Raw genomic sequence first — 18,627 nt, forward strand, 5'->3', positions numbered from 1 at the left:
CGACTAACTATGAAAACCCGCGGCGCAGACAATATTTGCAGCGTCTCTAATCTCTTTCTCAAGGGAGAAGCTTGGTGCTCGAATATACTGAGATAGCTCGAATAGACAAGAGAATTTATTCTCTTGTCTTGAAAGTATCAGGTCGGCATCTCAGCCTATGATCTGCACTCGGCGAGGTACCAACATGCATCAATACACTCTTTACTGTGTGCTCAAATGCTCTCTGAGCATCTCCGTAAGGTTTTCATACTTTCTTGATTTCTACCTGAGCAAAGAGTAAGGTCAGCTCAAGGAGGGGTTTTTCAAACTACTCTGTTCTGATTGGCCAACCTGGCCGGACTGTTCCTTGTTCGAGGAAGCGCCCATGGAAGACCAAGACGAACTCTTACGTCAACTGATTGCCGAAGTGAGACGACATTCGCTAGGAAGTCCAGCATGGCGTAGGGGCATGAGCCGTCTACTCATGCTCATTCAGAACTTCCCAGAATTTAGAAGGTACTCCAGGCCAGATTGTCCAGACTACCTTCTAGATGCCTTAAATCGAACTTGGGAGTGGCTCAGTCGTAACATTCAAGATTTTCAGCCCCGTACGACTTCAATTCGGGCAGATCTTGTGAAATGGATCGACGGTTACCTTTACTGGCGGGTCAAAGATCTAGCCTCACCAGGCTCTTGGGGTGGAATTAGTTCGCCACTGTCCCTAGACGAAACCATTAAGGAAAGTGACAGCGTAGAAAAAACTACCTGGCTAGAACGTTTATCGGATCAGGGGCAGCTCATAAGCACCTTGAGCTCTCATACTCAAGATGGTTTAGAGCTTTACATTGCGCAACTCCAGAGGCAGACGGAACAGCATATTGCTACACGCCTCGCTCGATACATTGAGCAAGATCCAGACCAGAAGCTTCAGAAAAGCCATCCTCGTAAACATCCTCAGTGCAACTGTCAGTTACTCAGTAAGAGGCTGCTATTTATTTTCAAAAATCCTCCAGATAGCCTGGCCGATATTGCTCGGGAATTCAACGTTAATTACCAGACCTTAGTTGCCCATTGGAAGCAAAAAGGTCTACCCCTTCTGCGAGAGATCGTACTCGAACTCGGATACAAACCAACCAAAGATTATGAATGACTTGGAAAGAACCTATTTGACTGTTCCCTTGGGAAATGAGCCTCATCGCCTAGCCCAGCAGTTCGCTGCTGAGCAAACAACGCCTGAAAAAGGTAGCCAAATTTATTTGAATACCTTGGCAGTCTATGCTGTCCACAGTTACTTAAAATGGCTACAAATAGAAACGGATCTTAGCCAAGGGGATAGTTGGCATCCGGGCCTACGGACCTTATTTGATGTTGCCGATTTACCTCTGCCCAGCATTGGTCGGTTAGAGTGCCGCCCCGTAGCCTCTGGAGCGACGAATCTACCCTTACCTCCTGAAGTGACTGAAAATAGAATCGGTTATGTAGCGGTTCAGTTCAACGAACCACTTAACCAAGCACAGTTGCTAGGATTCTGGGCGGTCGAGCCAGCTGCTGCCTTAGACGTAATACCACTCGATAAGCTTCGGCCACTTGACACTCTTCTAGACCTCATCTCCACTGTTACAGACACTGTTGCAGATGAAAATCTTGGTTTGCTTTCCAGCCAAAAGCGGGTGAACCTGAGTGACTGGCTCGACAATGTATTTGAAACGGGGTGGCAGTCTCTAGAAGACTTATTCAGCTCAGGAACAGTTGGTTGGGCCTTGGCTAGAAGTTCAAAGGAGCTGCGAGAAACAGGCACTGACTCTCAATCCCTTGGCCTTACCAGGGGTAGACTGATTGACCTGGGCGTGTTGCTGTCCGGTCATCAAGTGGCTCTCATCATCACTCTTCTACAAACAGCAGCTGAGGAGATGGATATTCGTGCGGAAGTACGACCTGCCGGTGGGCAACTTTGTCTACCGCCTGAGTTGCAACTCATCGTCCTAGATCACTCAGGAATTTGTCTGCAAACACAAGCACGAAACGCAGATAATCGAATTCAGCTTGAGTTCAGCGGTGAAGTGGGAGAACAGTTTAGTATCAAGTTAGTCCTCGGTAATGTCGACCTCACAGAAGACTTTGTGATTTGAGTGCTGCGGTGAATGATTGGGGGGGAGACAGCTATGGGAAAACGGGTGATCCTCACGTTGCTGAAAGGAAGCCTAGAGCAGGGCTTTCCAGCCATTCTACGCATCCGAGAAACGAGTGCCTCTTCTGAGACTGAACTTCAAGAGATAGGCCATTTACCTCCAGCCCCAAATCTTTCAAAAATATTCAACAACTGGTGCTCAGCTTATCGCCAGATTGTGATGCCCTCTCGGCTCAAACCTAAGCCAAGCCAAGTCACCAATATTTCTTGCCATCACTTGGCTTTGGAGTTGAGCCAAAGCCTCAACCAGTGGCTGAATTCTGAAGTGTGGGAGTGGCAAAAGATCCGAGACCGATTGCAGCGTCACTTGAACGAGACTGACGAAATTCAGGTCATTCTTGAGACAGAAGACGTTCTTCTACGACAGTTGCCTTGGAATTTATGGGATTTATTCTCCGCGCACTACAAGAAAGCAGAAGTCGCTTTGAGCGCGCCTCAGTATCAGCCATTGTTAGCTAGACCCAGCACGAATAGCAATAAAGTCAGAATCCTGGCAGTTTTGGGTGATAGCACAGGGATCGATACCCAAGCAGATCGGGCGTTGCTAGAGCAATTGCCCAACGCAGACATTTGCTTTCTAGTAGAACCACAACGCAAGGCATTGAATGAACAGCTTTGGAGCCAGAAGGGCTGGGATCTACTCTTTTTTGCTGGGCATAGTTCAAGCCAAGCCGATCGAGAAACGGGTCGAATCTACCTCAATCAGACCGATAGCTTGAAGATCGATGAGTTGAAATATGCTCTAGAGAGAGCCGTAGAGGGCGGTTTAAAAATTGCTATTTTCAATTCCTGCGACGGCTTAGGCTTGGCACGAGAACTAGCTGAGTTACAAATCCCGCAAGTGATTGTCATGCGAGAACCTGTGCCAGACCAGGTTGCTCAGGAGTTTCTGAAACATTTTTTAGAAGCTTTTGCACAGGGAGAATCTCTCTATTTGGCTGTGCGCTCAGCTCGTAAAAGACTGCAAGGCTTAGAGAATCTGTTCCCTTGTGCGACATGGTTGCCCGTCATTTGCCAGAACCCAGCTGAACTACCACCCACCTGGCAAGGGTTGTGCCACTCAGATGTTGAACAGAGGAAGCGAGAGCAGCCAATCTCGCTAGGCCAGTTCAGTTGGCGCAGGTTGCTCTTAACCAGCCTTGTGATCACCTCTCTGCTAACCGCTACACGCTACGTGGGATGGTTACAACCCTGGGAGCTCTGGAGCTTGGACCAACTAATGCAGCGGCGACCCATGGAGAAACCTGATCCGCGTCTATTGATAGTTGCTGCTGCAGAGGAGGACCTTGCCCAATACGCCTCGGGAGCTTCGCTAACCGATACAGCCCTAGCTCAACTCCTGGATAAGCTACAGCAGTACCAGCCCCGTGCCATCGGTTTAGATATCTATCGAGATCGCCCTGTTGGTTCTGAAGGTAGCGATCTGGCCATGCACATACAGAGCAATGACTCCCTGATTGCAATCTGCCAAACCGGCGAAGTCAAACGGGGCGGCGTTGCTCCCCCACCCGAGATCCCAATTGATCGTTTGGGGTTCTCAGATGTTGCTGTCGATCCTGATTTCATTCTTCGTCGTCAGCTTTTGTCGATCAATTCAAATCCCTTATTTCCCTGTCAAACAACCTATTCTTTCAGCCTTTTGCTGGCGCTTCGTTACCTTGCCGCACAGGGTATCCAGCATCAAACCAACTCGGATGAGTCCATCCAAATTGGCGAGACTGTCTTCAAACGTTTGAGGAATCATACAGGCGGCTATCAGGCCATCGATGATCGAGGCTACCAAATGCTGCTTAACTATCGAGTTGCCGAACCACTTGCCCAAACGATCAGCTTTAGTGAAATTTTAACGGGACAATTAGATTCTCGGTTAGCTGATTTAGTGAGAGATCGAATCGTTCTCGTTGGAGTCACCGCTCCCTCCGTCAAGGATGATTTCTTGACGCCTATTAGTATCAGTCAGCAAGATAATCCAACAACCCGAGGTTTGCTGATTCAGGCCCAAATGATCAGTCAAATTCTGAGCACAGTTCTCGATCAACGGCCCTTATTATGGGCCTGGCCTCAGTGGGGAGAGTTTCTCTGGTTTTGGATCTGTTCCTTGGCAGGAGGTCTGCTGGCCTGGCGAATCCGATCGCTCCTCTGGCTGGGAGTAGCAAACGCTGTTGCACTCGTTGTTCTAGGGAGTTTTTGTTATGTCCTTCTACTGATCAATGGCTGTTGGGTACCTCTCATTCCAGCGGCTCTGGCCTTGATGTCTACCAGCGGCGGCGTGGCTTACGTGCTACCTAAGAGCCATCCATAGTCGTAGAATTTGGAGTGCGAGCAATGTCTTGGCAACAACAACTGACGACTCAATCTCTGCCAAAAATAACCCTGGCACAAACAACGCTTGTGGCTGCATTCATACTTGCCGGACTTGCAAGTAACCCTGCGAGAAGTTGGGCACAATCTACGCCGCCAACAGCCCCAGAAACAGCAGCTGCAAACCTCCCGATTCTGAGGCGGGGAGATCGAGGTCAGCTGGTGCAAAGGTTGCAGTTTGCGCTCATCAATCACCGCTTCTACAACGGTCGAGTCACAGGTATTTTTAATTCTCAAATCGAGACGGCAGTTAAGCAAGCTCAACAGCGCTTCAGGCTTCAGGCAACTGGCGTAGTGGATGTGTCAACTTGGAATGCATTACTCAACACTCGCGTGAGGCTGATTGCCCTGCCCTCTCAAGGGGCTCCAGGGCTTCGACAATCCGCAGCTACACGGGAGCGCTGTCCTCGCGTAAACCAACCGCTTACCGCCTTAATTCCTTCCACGAATTTGGCATTGACTGTTGCTAGCCATCCGACCTTTTGGGTGTATATTCCTTACTCGGCCACGCCCAATAATTCTGTGGAATTTGTCCTTCAGGATGAGCAGTACCAGGACCTTTACCGAGCTCAGCTACCTGAGGCATTTCAGTCACCTGGTATTGTCAGTATCAGTCTTCCACTCACTGAAGCTCCCCTGGAAACTGGCAAGCGCTACTATTGGTATTTTCTGGTTTATTGTGACGACCCAGAAAGGACGACCGAGCCTGCTTTCGTCACTGGGACTAGTCAGCGCATCTCCTTAGACCCAACCCTTAGCTCCCAACTGGGAACTGCAGTATCCCCTTGGGAACGTGTTCTTTTTTATACCCGTCGTGGTTTATGGTCTGACGCTTTGACCACTTTGGCAGAATTCCGAAGAACTGAACCAGAAGATGTGTTCCTCGCCGTCGCCTGGAGCAATTTGCTTCAAGATGCTGATCTGACGGAGCTTAAATTAGAGCCAATTGTTGACTGTTGTACATCATCAACGCCTGGACAGACTGTTAAAATCCAGAGATAAATTTGGGGTGCAGCAGTGTTCAAATGCAACTCCTACGTGACGCTTAAAGTTATCAAAAATCTTGGTCTGCTATTCACTATTCTTTACTTGCGAGGATTGGGAAGTGCTGAGCCCGTCCTTGCACAAGCAATCGTGCCAGCTCCAGATGGCACAGGCACCCAAGTTGATCGTGAGGGTAACCGCTTCAATATTGGGGGTGGTCAACTTTCGAGAGATGGGGCAAATCTCTTCCAAAGTTTCAGTCAGTTTGGCTTGAACGAGAGTCAGATTGCCAACTTTCTTTCAAACCCCAATATCGTCAATATTCTGGGGCGAGTCACGGGTGGTGACGTCTCGGTGATCAATGGGCTGATTCAGGTGACGGGTGGGAACTCCAACTTGTTTCTAATGAATCCATCGGGCATTATTTTTGGCCCCAATGCTCAGCTGAACGTCCCAGCCAGTTTCACGGCAACGACTGCTACCAGCATTGGCTTTGGTTCGCACTGGTTCAATGCAATTGGTTCTAATGATTATGCCGCGCTAATAGGCACACCTAGCGCCTTTGCCTTCGCAGCTAATCAGCCCGGTTCAATTATCAATGCGGGCAACCTAGAAGTCCAATCTGGCCAAACGCTAACTCTACTGGGCGGCACCATTGCTAGTACGGGTCAACTCTCAGCACCAGCAGGTCAGGTAGTTGTGACTACGGTTCCAGGCACAAATCTGGTGCGGTTGAGCCAACCAGGACATCTGCTGAGTTTAGATATTCCACTGCCAGTTTCTGGGAATCAACCGGGCAACTGGACATTACCAGTTCTATCCTTACCTGAATTACTAACTGGCAGAGGTGAGGAGAATGTGGCAGGGCTGTCTGTGGGTCGTGACGGCCAAGTAGCCCTCGCTGGGTCTGGCGGCCTCTTAGTCGAAGCCGGGGACGTGGTCGCACGCGCTGTTACAGCCGGGACTGCCACCCTGTCAGCGGCCCGTAATTTAACCTTGGTCGAAAGCCAACTGCACACAACTGGAGATTTGAATCTACTCGCTCAGGATACGGTCAGGGTGCGCGACAGCACCGCGAACCCGTCTCTTGTGCAGGCGGGCAGCAATCTCTACATTCAAGGCAACCAGGGCATTGATATCCTGGCACTCAATCATCCTGAAATACCCTTTCAAAGTGGAGGCAACTTAAGCTTAGTCAGCAGTGGCAATGTTTCTGGTGATGCTCACTTTGCAAGTGCCGGTGATTTTTCAATTCTCAATTTAGCGGGTGGCTCTGGCAACTTTGTCAGTCTCTACGATCCTGTGATTACCGTGGGTGGAGATTACAACGCCGGTGCTTACACAGGGGTTGCGCTTAAAGTTGTGGCAGGCGGAAACATTGCGTTCGGGGGCAATATTAGAATTACGGGACCGGATACCAATCCTGGTTCTATTCCTACTACTGACCCAGACGCTAATATCTTAACCAGCAGTTCAGCCTTGATCCTTCAAGCTGGAGCCAACATTTCAACTCGCAGTATTAGCACTGCATCGACTGAGGCAACCGGTAGTGGTGGTCCCATTCGTCTGTCAGCGGGTGGTGATATTACAGTCAATGCTCTAACCAATGAGCAAGGAACGGCAATCGCGCTTAACTCAACCTCTGTTGGCAACGTTACCGGCAACGCTGGGGATGTCACGTTGAACGCGAATGGAAATATCACCATTATTGGCGGCCCCGATATTAACAATAGACCTGCTGCTATCAACGCAATTAAAGCACCTGGCTCTGGCAGTGGGAATGCTGGCAATATCAACCTTTCCAGTGGTGGAGCTATTAACATTACAGGCTTATTAGATACTGGAAACAGCTCTTCGGGTGGAACTGGCGGGAGCATTATTCTTGATGCTCAAAATGATCTTACTGCCGGAGCCATTAATTCCGGAGGCACGGGCAGCGGTAATGGCGGCAATATTTCCCTGACCAGTAGAGCAGGCACTATTAGAACCACAGGTAGAGTGGGCTCTAGCACTAGTGGCAATGGTACTGGCGGTGCCATTGCCTTAAATTCTCCGAACGGCATCACGACTGCGACCCTAGAATCTGTAGGCGGAAGTAGTGGTGGCCTGATTAATCTTGATTCTGAAGGGGATATCACTACAGGTGTGATTACACTCGGTTCCAATGCAGGAATGGGTGGAGGAGAGTTAATTGTCAATACGCCTAGAACCATTGACCTGTCAGCAGGTATTGTCTCAACTGGCGCAGATATCTCTTTGGCACAAAACGAGCTGCCCAGCAACATCGTGCTACCCGAGAGTGTCAACACGGGTGGCGGAGATTTCTCCTTACGCTTTGGCAGTGACTTTCAATTAACCAGCTCTATTTCAACGGCTGGTGGAGATTTTTCTCTAGCTAGCCCTGGGACGCTAACTATTTCCAATTCTGTGCAGACGGCTGGAGGAGATATTACCCTAACTGGTTCAACCCTTAATATTACAAACCCTCTAGATTCCAGCTCCAGCGCTAATGGAGGAGATATTACCCTCAGCGCAACCGCAGGCACAGTTACCAGTCGTGATCTCATCTCTTCAGGAGCAATCAGAGGCGGACAAATCAACATATCTGCTCAAACTAACATCACCACTGGAGCGATAAACTCCAGTTCTAATTCTGGTGAGGGTGGTTCGGTCAGTCTTAATCCTCAAGGTGACATTACCGTTACCTCAATCAATGCAGGCGGAGGAGCCAGTGGTTCAGGGGGAAGAGTTGATGTAACCACTGACCGTTTCTTCAGAGCAACAGGAACTTTTTCTGATCAAAATGGGATAGCTGCAAGCATCTCTACTGCTGGTGGAACTGGCAGCGGAGCCATTACCATTCAACATGGGGGCGGAGCAAATTCAACTCCATTTATTGTGGGAAATGCTACGACTAATGGTACAGCTGGAGCGATTACCAGTGGAGCTGCAAATACGATTGCCCCAACTCAATCTTTCCTCGATCCCTTCACTCAAGGCAATATTCAAATCGTTACTCAAGCGCAACCGCCAACATCGCCACCACCGTCACTAGTGCCATCGCAGAGTGATGTATTACCAATTTTAGGGCTCAATCCAACCACGGATTTTCCCTCAAATTTTTCCTTCGCTGGTAATGTTCTTCCTACTGAAGTTGATCCAGTTGCTGCTCTTGAGCGGATAATCACCCGTCAGTTTGATGACTATTTGGATCTGCCTGGGGATGTTCCCAGTCTCGATCTGAGGGATGCTCGCGCAATCCTCAGCCGGATCGAAAGGGAAACAGGAATTAAGCCGGGAGTGATCTATGCAATTTTTGTACCTGAAGAGATAGCTAATAAAGCACCAGTCGGCCAGACCAGTTTAGAACCAATCAGTGGACAACTTGGCCCGCAAGGTGCAATCCTCAGGCACTTAATAGAGCAACAGATTCGACCCCAAAACAGGCGTCCAGAGCGAGGCAGTGACCGACTAGAACTTGTGCTGGTTACAGCGCGAGGACAGTTGATGGGTCAGCTAGTGCCCGATGCGACACGCGCTAAAGTATTGGAGTTGACCAAGAGGTTCCAGGGCGAAATTAGAAACCCAATTCGCAGGAGAAGTACGACCTATTTAGGCCCAGCTCAACAAGCCTATCGTTGGCTAGTTGAACCCCTGCGCACAGAGTTGCAAGCCCAGGATATTGATAACCTGGTCTTTATCATGGCCGATGTCGGTTTGCGCTCTATGCCACTAGCTGCAATGCACGATGGTCAGAGATTTCTGATTGAGAATTACAGCGTTGGTCTAATGCCCAGCCTCAGCTTAACGGACACTCGCTATGCCAGTGTGAAAGCTGCCCAGGTTTTAGCGATGGGGGCGTCAGAATTTACCGATCAGGAGTTCTTGCCTGCTGTACCAGTGGAGCTGTCTGCGATCAAGCAAGGCTCTTGGCAGGGCCGATTTTTTCTGAACCAAGACTTTACCTTGGAGAATTTGAAGGCACAAAGCCAACAGATTCCTTTCGATATTATTCACTTGGCAACTCATGCGGAGTTCCAACCTGGCTCGCCGCGTAATTCCTACATTCAGCTTTGGAGTGAATCAAAGCTGCGGCTGAACCAACTCGAACAGGTAGGCCGACGGGAATCTCTTGAATTGCTGATCCTGAGTGCCTGTCGAACAGCCTTGGGGGATCGAGACGCAGAGTTAGGCTTTGCAGGGGTTGCAGTTCAGGCTAGAACCAAGTCTGCCTTGGGAAGTTTGTGGTCGGTTAGCGATATAGGCGCCTCGGGATTAGTTGCGGAATTTTATCAGCAGTTGAGGACAGCCCCAATTAAGGCGGAAGCGCTAAGGCAAGCACAACTAGCCATGCTAAGGGGACAAGTGCGTTTAGAAGATCGCCAGCTGCGTTGGTCAGGGGGAAGCTTACCTTTGCCCCCAGAGCTTTTTAGATTGGGAGACCTTGAGTTATCCCATCCCTACTACTGGTCAGCTTTTACAATGATTGGTAGCCCCTGGTAGATCTATTTACCAGGGCAACTTTAATCAAGTACTAACGCACCCAATGTAGCCATTCATTGATTTTGCCTGTAGAGAGCCCGTAGATATGAATTCAGAAGGCTGGAGAGATAACTCTTGTCTAGAAAATGTTTAGAAGCTGCTAGCTAGAGTTGAAGAAATAGAACCATGAGCGCTAGACTGAGCACCCACTCCCCGATACTGCAGACAGGCGGCAAATTTATGAGTTGCAGGCACCGTGAAGCGTTGGGCTCTTAGTGCTGCGCCTCGGTACTGACCAATAATCTCACCTGAGCTAGTCGTAACAGAGGACTTAGCGTTGTAGGCAATACCACGGTAAGAAAGTTGCATTGGTCTATTCTCCAAAATTAGTGAGCTGAGCGAGAGGGGCCAGTTGATCAACCACTACTGGTATCTAGTGGAAGTGTCTTTAAACTTAAGCAGTAATTGAGAATAACGAGCGTTAGTGATAAGGGTTAGTTTTCAGCCAAGAACCACTTGCAGGTCAACTTGCCATCGACCAAAAGCCATTTAGCAGTCAAACCGTGTTTCTTAGGCTGTTGTGTAGGTAAATCAAGAGAATCAATCTTAATATGAGGCGTTTGAAGAACTAAAGAACTCATAATTTAACTCCAAGAAACCGTTGTAATTCATCGACTGTGGAGCCCCACACCTTTAATAATGAGCTAGTGAAAAGCATGGGCTCGTTGAGCGCAATTGCTTCCAGATAATCTCCAAGGTTTTGGTGCAGGCTCCCAGTACGATGTCTCTGGGATTCGAGAGCGCTCTTCTCGATTGCTCTCTATTGATATAGAGGTTCAGGTTGAGCGGGTTATGCAGCCAGCCCCGCAAACGCTGCTACTGAGGATTATGAAGTTTTGCTACAGGGGAGCCTGCAACCTCTAGCTGCCAGTAGCAGAACATGAACGCGGCAGGCTGGAGCAAACCTATCTGGCAGAAATCTCCGCTCAACATCAGTCCTTAGACTTCTTAGATCGGCGGCTTGCTCCAAATCTTTAGAGAAAATTCAGGTTAAAAACTGTTTTGTTTATCCTTGCCTTTGTCGTCCGCTATCTGTATATGCCTTAGGTGAAGTTTATTGCACAAGTCTTTAAAATTGCTGCTTATTGATGCAGCAATTCTCCATATAAGTCCTGCATCTATTAAGAGTCTTTGCAATACGACTAATTGGCCAGTTCAACACGCTAAAACAGCGTGGTCAGCCGTCATACAGAGCGTTGTAAGGGTGCCGCTCGGCTGAGATCGAACAACACAAAACTATTCCCTAATATTTAGAGTGGGGGGCGTCGATGCCGTTTAACGTGGCGCTCGCAGATCTTGTTTCACCCTATCTTGTCAAGGGTGAAAATCTCGGGCCTAATCATGCCGCATTGTCGGTTATTAGAGTCACCTCATTTGACCTTGCCTCCGACGCGTTTGGTATTGTCATTCGAGGTCATTGCGAATTCAATGGGCGCGCGCGCCTTGACATTGGCGCAGGTCGCCTTGATGTTAATGCCGCAGTAGATGAGGCTGAACCGCCGTTTGACCCCAACCGTCGTTCGCCCGTCTTTGACCTGAGAGAGACCACGCTCGACTTCGAGCTGTTCGTGCCACGCGTAGGCTCTGACATCATTGCGAGTGGCGTCAATACGATCACCGCAGGTGGCTTCACGCCAACCCGAGACGTCTTGGATGTCTGGGATAAGTTGCCGCTCGATCCTGCCCCATCTGACTTTCCGACCAGCGGCTTCGTTCTCGATCTAATTTTGAACGCGCCGACCGTTAGGCCGCCGTTTTTACACCCGGCCAAGATGACGTCAGAGGGCCTGCTGATTCCGGATCCCTCCTTCCAGGAAGTAGCGATTCGCCTACCCAAGCTGCGCTTCCGTCTAACGCATGGCAATCCGGTTGATAGCCTACTGGACTTTGATTTGGTGTCAGTGGGGGTAGCGGGTCTCGATGACCCGGCTGAGATCGGTGCGGCGGAACTGATTTCGATGGAGCCCCCTTACGCCTTTGTTGGCGGGGCGCAAGACCGCACGGTCGGCTTCGGCTTCCGCAAAGCCGTGCTGGATCTCTCAGATGGCTTCACACCACCAGCGATTACCGAAAAGTTTGGCTTCGGAGATGACTGGGGTGGGCTCTACCTGCCAGAAGTCCGGTTCTTTGTGGCACCAGAAGGGGCACGCGACTTTGCCTTTGAGGTCGGCGTTCAAGATCTCTTGATCGGCTTTGGCCAGCACGCAGGAGTTTCCGGCGACTTTGAGGCTGCGTTGATCAACCAAGGCTCCGGCGCACTTCAGATTAGTGCCCGCTTCTTCGAGCTTTCTGGACGAGCTTACGGCATCGAACGCAGGAGCGAGACGCAAGCAGCCGCCCGCATCCCCGAACAAACCCGCATGGTGGTTGATATTCAGGGTGGTCGGGCTCCCTACAACTGCACGGTGGCAGTGGGGGGCGGGGCGGCGCAGGGCGGCGGCCAGCGAGCCTTCAACATCGACCTCAGCGGCTCAACAGTGCAAACCATTGTTATCAATGTTGCTGACTCGACTGCCGGAACGGCGCTTACAGCCACTTTAACGATCGACGCTCAGCGCTACACCGCCCAGCCGCTTTTGCCGACTCCAGGCACACAGCCTGCTCCGGCACTGCCAGTAGCACTAGTCGTTAATCTTGCCGATAGCCTGCGCATTGTTGTTTCAGCTCAGAACGAGCGCGAAGTCCTGCTTACCACTGACCCAATTGATCCGACCGTCTGTTGGAGTGTGGTCGGCAGTGGCGAGTCAGAGAGCCCAGCGCAGACCAGCTTTGCCGTCCCAGTGGCAGCGGGCGAAAACAAGACCGTGCGTGCTCGACGGCCTGGCACCCCGGTGCCCACTTCGGTAGATTTCTTTTTCTACTTCAATGAGCCGGAGAGCGTGCCGCCAGCCAGCGAAGCGGAGACGCTGGGCCAGTACGGGGCAACCTCAGACAACGTCTCTAGCCTGCGTGCCAAGAGCCGCTTGCGCGTCGATGGCCGTGATGCTGGGGCGCAAGCGCCTCTACAGGCTTATGGCAGCTATTTCAATCTGGCCCCATCCGGCTCCAGCTTCAGCGTGAGCGGTGAAGCCAGCTATGAAGGGCTGGATGGCAAGCGCGACTATAACTACGCACTGGCACGGCGTCGGGCCATGACCGTCCAGCGCCTAATCCAGAACGCCTATCCCGCCAAGAATTTCGTGATCTCGCTTGACCCAGAGCCCCGGGATCCGAGCAACTATGGCGGCTTAGCAACCTGGACAGCTAATTGGAAAACCCACAGCGCCCCCAATGACCGCGATTGGTGGAAGGCGACGCTCAACCTGCCACCCGGTCTGAGCCAACCGGAGCAGCAGGCCGATGGCGTTCTTACGCGTCCAGCTACACCATCAGTCCCAGCTGAAATTCCGATCAGAGACGAGCCGCCACAGCCACCTCGGGCCCCGGATTGGTTCCGCTCCCTCAAGCTCAAAGTGCGCATCGTCCGCAACACCCTGGTGGCCGGCGAGATCGAGGGCGAAATCGACATCCAGACCGCGACCGAAGAAAAACTGGCCCAGTCCGGTGAACTTGGTAGCAACGCACCGCCCGACGTGCGCACGCTTGAGAATGGCGCACCCTTGGGAGCCGATAACCCCGCCGATGGCATCACTAAAATCCGGCTACTGGCCCAAACGGACAATGCCACAGGTCAAGTCACCACCCTGATCCAGATTGGGGCTGACCCTGCCGACAAGGACGGCTTAGCTGCCCTCGGCTGGCTACCCGGTGAAACGCCCCCTGCCAGCAAAGATTTTGGGCTCACCCTGCTAGGCTCCTATATTTCCTTCTGGCCGTTGCTAGTCACCGTTTCCGAAGGGAACCAGGGCCGAGTTGAGGATGCCCTCCTGGCGGGCGCTGCCTTGGCGCTGCCGGGTGTCGTTGCGGCCCTGCCCTGGTTCCGGGTCGAGCGGGTCATCTTGTTCGGCGGCGAGTATCTCCAACGCGATCGGGGCGGTGAACTAGAGGCCTTCCTACTGTTTGATGTCGAGGCCGATTGGTCTGTAGAGATCAAGCTCGGTGACACCGTGCTGATCGAGATCGAGCGCGATCACCCGTTAGCCGTACGTTACAAGGCGATTGGCTTACGCTTTGGCAACCGGGGAGACGATGGCACACCACAATTCGCCCTACGCCCGGTTTTTGACTCTGCGCGCGGCTACACCATTGATGTGGCACGCAACGGCTCGTTGAAGGTGGCGGAGCCTTTTGACAAGATCCTGAGGGTGTTGGGCGCGCGCATTTCGCGCACCAATCCCACCGCGTTCGAGGTGGATATTGGCATTGCGGTCGACTTGGGGGTCGTAGCCATCGACCGAGCCCGTGTGCGCGTCTATCTCGACGAACCCCGTTTACCGGAGCTAACGGCGCTTGCCGCCCGCATCGATGTGCCAGGAGCCATCGTCGGCCATGGCTATCTGGAGATTGGTGAGGGCAAGATTGGCGGTCAAATTGACCTTACAATCCGACCCGTAAATCTGCGCGTGGCTGCGGCTCTAGAAATTACCCAGATCACGGCTGAGGATGGAGGACCTGCAACCGGCGTCTACGTCAGCCTCGATGTGGTCCTGCCATTCGGCATTCCGCTGGGCTCGTCGGGGCTGGGCATTCTCGGCTTCCGGGGCATCTTCGGTATGCACTACGAGCGCAACCCAGCCATTGGCTCGGGCAGTAGCATTCCGGCTCTGGCTTGGCTCGCTGAAACCGGCGGAAAGCCGCACTTCCTGACCAAGCCTGACAGCAGCCTCAGACTCTGGACGCCCAAGATCGACCGCTGGTCGTTCGGCATTGGGGTATTGATCGGCACGATGGAAGGCGGGGTGCTCATGAACCTCGACGGCACCTTCCTGCTGGAACTGCCGGGGCCACGCGTCCTAATTTTGATGAACGCCCGCATCCTCACACCGCCGCCTAGCTTGGATGGCTTGGGCGCGACGGCAGGCATCCTGGCAGTCATCGAGATCACGCCAGAGCATTTCTTGATCGGCATCCTAGCCGAATACAACATCGAGAGCCTGATCAAAATCCGCGTGCCGATTGAGGCGTTCTTCCCCTTCGGCAACCCAGCGAATTGGCACATTTATTTGGGCGAACGCTCTAATCCCATTGAGGTCAACGTCCTCGACCTCGTGAGTGGCACCGGCTACTTAATGTTCAAAGGCAACGGCTTGGATGCCTACAAGGGCTTGCCAGAAGTTGAAGGGTTCGCCATCGGCCTTGGGGCGGCAGCCTCCTTTGTCTGGGGCGATGTCAGTATCGGCCTTTACCTACGCATCGGCGGCAGCATGGATGCCGTCATTGGCTTCGATCCGTTCCTGCTGGGCGGTGTGTTTGAGGTGAGTGGTGAACTGCGGCTGTTCATCATCTCAATCGGCGCCCACGCCAAGCTAACCGTGATTGTCCGGGAGACTACAGACGGCACAGACGGCAATGTTCGGGCCTACATCAAGGGTGAAGCCTGTGGCCACGTTGATTTCTTCTTCTTTGAGATCGAGGGCTGCGTCACGATCGAGATCAACAGCCCTGCCCTTGACAAGCCACCGCTGCCGCAGTTGGTCAAGAAGCTATCGGTTAAGAGTCGCTCACCAGCCTTACTGCTTGGCACTGGGGTCGATCGCCCCGTGGACACCAGCCTTGGGGACGGTCTGGAACGCGATGCCCAGCCAGCCTTCGATGATCCAGACCTGATTAGCGTGCCCATCGACTCGATTCCGATCCTGTCGTTGGTGATGCCGCCCAAAGCTGAGGGGCTAACTTTCCTCGGCACTGCGGTCCAGGGTTCTTCAGGGCTACCGGCTAGTGGCTATGTGCCGCGCGGCTCGGAAGAGTATCACTACGAACTGACTAGCGTCAGCTTGGAGCGAATCGAACCCGCGGGACCGGCGGTGATCGGCAGTGGCACACCAGCCACTTGGTGGACGCTCAAAGAAGCCACCGAGCCTAACGCGACCGCACAGTTAGCTCTGCTGACCTGGGAACCGACGCCTGCACCTAAGGCAATCGAAAAGAGCGAGGTCCTCAAGGAGTCGATTGAAGACCGCTGGGGTCGCATCTGCGACGATGCAGCTCCGCCCACTTCGGTACTCTGGACCTTCCGATTTGAGCGACTGGGAGCCTCGGTTGTGGGCTGGGATTTAGAAGGAGTCGCTTGGCCTGACCCACCTCAAACTAAGCGCTCGAGCGAACCCGACACTGCTTTCAAGGTGACTGAGCGCTGGCGCTCAGGTCAGGCTAAGCTCGATAATTTGCGCGGCATCGTCCCAGCCCTAGTCGTGGGTGGTCTGGTGCGTTGCTATCAACCCAGTACCCAGCCTCCCACCACGCAACCGACGACCCAGCCCACGACCCAGCCAACCACGCAACCCACGACTCGACCTACTGTGGTGGTAGGTGGACGCGGTCCAGTCGCCTTCAAGCGCACACCAACAGTGGGTAGCTTGGTTGGCCCAACCGATCCGGTACTCGCTCGGCTAGCGCGACAACCAGCTCAGCAGCCCTTCCGTATCACGCCTCGACTGTATGCGAAAGCAGCCAGGTTTGAGCCGCTAGCAGCCACCATCAATCTTGCTACAGTGCTGGGTCGCCTGGAACGCGGAGAAACCGTTACCCGGGCACAGCTGATCCAGACGACCGCAACCACTAGCGGCATTGGGGCCGTCTCCACGCAACCGGGTGGTAAGAACTGTGAAGTGCGGCTTCTGGAGTCACCAATCTTCGACGATGGCCGCATTATCGTTTTTGGCAATCCTCAGAAAACAGCGGCCGTTGCTAAGGCGCTAGAGCAGGCTGGTGTGAGCCATGGCCCTCTGGATGATGTCGTCGTCCTGCACACTGGCCCCTTCAAGGCCACCACGCTCCTGTTGTTCACGCGGCGAGAACTTTTGGGTAGCAGGCGATTGATCGTCCGTACGCTTGATGCCGATGGCAACGAGCTGCTGCGGGTTGCCGCCAGCCTAGAAGACCGAATCCCACTGAAGCCCCTACCTGCTCGTTGGGCTTCTGCTACCGGGCCTTGGGCAGATGACATCGCTGAGCTGCTGGCCTGGTCTGACTATCCAACGGCACAGGGCACCCTGCCGGTGCTACTCACCATCCCCGCAGGTGAAAAAGCTGACCGGATCGAAATCGGGGTTCTACCCAGGCCAAGCCAGCCAGGCATAGCCTCAGGACCAGGAATAGTTGCCGGCATGGTTGCAGTACCGAAATCTCAGCTTGTGCCAGCCTATTTCCTGGCTGCAATCGAAAGCTTGCGCCTCTCGGAAGTAGCACGAGCAGAGTGGGACGAAACCCAAATCAAGAAAGAACGCGAAGTGATCACCTCTGTACTTGGACCCGCCAGCACCGAAAATGCCTTCCTGTATCCGGGAGCCCTGTACAAAGTCAGCGCAACTTGGACCGGTAAAAGCAAGAGTGGCGGCACCGCATCTGATAGCCAGACGTTCTGGTTCAAAACCGATGACCAGGCGCCACTCCGTCTCGATGCTTGGATGCTGATGACGCTGCCAAATGAGGGTGAAACCTGCGTATTTGGTGCCGAACCCTTGCGTCTGATCTTCAACACTCATGATGTGGACCGGCTCTATGCCGCCTATGGCAAGGAATTGCGCATCCGACTCCAGGCAGCCTCGGCCCATCATCCTCAAAGCAAACCCACTGTGCCGCACCCGTTCCCGATCAATTCAGTGACGCTCAAGCCAGCCAAGGCCGAGATTTTGTCGCCCTGGGAGGAAACTCTGGTCGAGGTGCTGACGGAACCGCGCATCCCCCTCAATGAAAATCGCCCGCCGCAAACTAGGGGACACTGCATCCCTATTGATGAAAATCGCTCGCGGCAAAGCACAGTCACGGTGCCTATTCCGCTAGATCCCTACACCGACTACATCCTAGATGTGGAGATGGTGGATTTGGGCGCATCTGAAACGGCGACCGGGCCACGGGTCTATCGTCGGCACTTCTCCACAGGCGCTTACGGCACCTTCTCTGATTTCTCAGCCTCTCTACAGGCAGTTCTGGTGTCGCATCGTTCGGTTGCAGCTGGCGGCATGACGGCAATCCGGACCTTCTTTGCCGGTCGTGACCCGCAGGGTGCTGAACTCGATGAACAGATGCGGGCTCAAGGCTTGGAGGCCATGCCTGTCCCCGATCGGCCTCGTGTCATCGTGTTCTGGGAGCAGATCGGGGACAATCTGCCGCAGCCAACGGCAGTGCTAGTCGATGCCCCCGAGCCGCTGTGGCGGTCGCAGCCCTACCCAGACAAAATTCCCGACGATACAGGTCCTATCCCGTCTGAGCGTTGGGCCTTCACAGACAAAGACTGGCTGAAATTAGCACCTAAGCCAGGAACTGAGTCTGCCATTGCCGCGCAGGGCTTAATCCGCGCTCCGGGTCTGCAACGATCTCTGATCGTATTGGCAGCCAACAGCCGCGGACAGCGGCTCCAGCTCGATCTGGTCGAGCCGGCCTTTACAGAAGCGTATTTAGACAGTCCCGAGCAGCGGCTGACGGTGGTGGATATCACCTTCACGCAAGCGCCGTGGGAAGAATGAGGGAGGAAT

General features: G+C 53.1%; 7 protein-coding genes. 6 read left to right on the forward strand and 1 reads right to left on the reverse strand.

The window, feature by feature from the left end:
• Nucleotides 1-364 precede the first annotated feature (364 nt).
• The 5 genes from H6F94_RS24455 to H6F94_RS24475 are packed head-to-tail and all read left to right on the forward strand — an operon-like array spanning nt 365 to nt 10,015.
• On the forward strand, nt 365-1,129 hold the full coding sequence (locus H6F94_RS24455) for a hypothetical protein (RefSeq protein WP_190804893.1): 765 nt from the start codon (nt 365-367) through the stop codon (nt 1,127-1,129).
• Nucleotides 1,122-2,108, forward strand: coding sequence for a DUF1822 family protein (locus H6F94_RS24460; RefSeq protein WP_190804894.1), 987 nt, complete (start codon nt 1,122-1,124; stop codon nt 2,106-2,108). The genes H6F94_RS24455 and H6F94_RS24460 overlap by 8 nt, the downstream gene beginning before the upstream one ends.
• Nucleotides 2,109-2,141: 33 nt before the next feature.
• Nucleotides 2,142-4,469: a CHASE2 domain-containing protein gene (locus H6F94_RS24465; protein WP_190804895.1), complete on the forward strand. Its 2,328-nt coding sequence runs from the start codon at nt 2,142-2,144 to the stop codon at nt 4,467-4,469.
• Between the two features lie 23 nt (nt 4,470-4,492).
• On the forward strand, nt 4,493-5,530 hold the full coding sequence (locus tag H6F94_RS24470) for a DUF928 domain-containing protein (RefSeq protein ID WP_190804896.1): 1,038 nt from the start codon (nt 4,493-4,495) through the stop codon (nt 5,528-5,530).
• 36 nt (nt 5,531-5,566) lie between these two features.
• Nucleotides 5,567-10,015, forward strand: coding sequence for a CHAT domain-containing protein (locus H6F94_RS24475; RefSeq protein WP_190804897.1), 4,449 nt, complete (start codon nt 5,567-5,569; stop codon nt 10,013-10,015).
• A gap of 129 nt (nt 10,016-10,144) precedes the next feature.
• Here the strand turns inward: H6F94_RS24475 and H6F94_RS24480 are convergent, their stop codons facing one another.
• Nucleotides 10,145-10,363: a DUF4278 domain-containing protein gene (locus H6F94_RS24480; RefSeq protein ID WP_190804898.1), complete on the reverse strand. Its 219-nt coding sequence runs from the start codon at nt 10,361-10,363 to the stop codon at nt 10,145-10,147.
• A gap of 959 nt (nt 10,364-11,322) precedes the next feature.
• On the opposite strand from H6F94_RS24480, the gene H6F94_RS24485 reads away from it, so the two are divergent.
• Nucleotides 11,323-18,618 (forward strand): hypothetical protein, encoded by a 7,296-nt coding sequence (locus H6F94_RS24485; RefSeq protein WP_190804899.1) that lies wholly within the window; start codon nt 11,323-11,325, stop codon nt 18,616-18,618.
• Nucleotides 18,619-18,627 lie beyond the last annotated feature (9 nt).

It is taken from the genome of Leptolyngbya sp. FACHB-261, from assembly GCF_014696065.1.
Lineage (GTDB): Bacteria > Cyanobacteriota > Cyanobacteriia > FACHB-261 > FACHB-261 > FACHB-261.

Bases quoted from the DNA above. Each gene is read 5' to 3' on its own strand.
- H6F94_RS24480 (WP_190804898.1), bottom strand. From the start codon at position 10,363: ATGCAACTTTCTTACCGTGGTATTGCCTACAACGCTAAGTCCTCTGTT.
- H6F94_RS24465 (WP_190804895.1), top strand. From the start codon at position 2,142: ATGGGAAAACGGGTGATCCTCACGTTGCTGAAAGGAAGCCTAGAGCAG.
- H6F94_RS24470 (WP_190804896.1), top strand. From the start codon at position 4,493: ATGTCTTGGCAACAACAACTGACGACTCAATCTCTGCCAAAAATAACC.
- H6F94_RS24455 (WP_190804893.1), top strand. From the start codon at position 365: ATGGAAGACCAAGACGAACTCTTACGTCAACTGATTGCCGAAGTGAGA.
- H6F94_RS24460 (WP_190804894.1), top strand. From the start codon at position 1,122: ATGAATGACTTGGAAAGAACCTATTTGACTGTTCCCTTGGGAAATGAG.
- H6F94_RS24485 (WP_190804899.1), top strand. From the start codon at position 11,323: ATGCCGTTTAACGTGGCGCTCGCAGATCTTGTTTCACCCTATCTTGTC.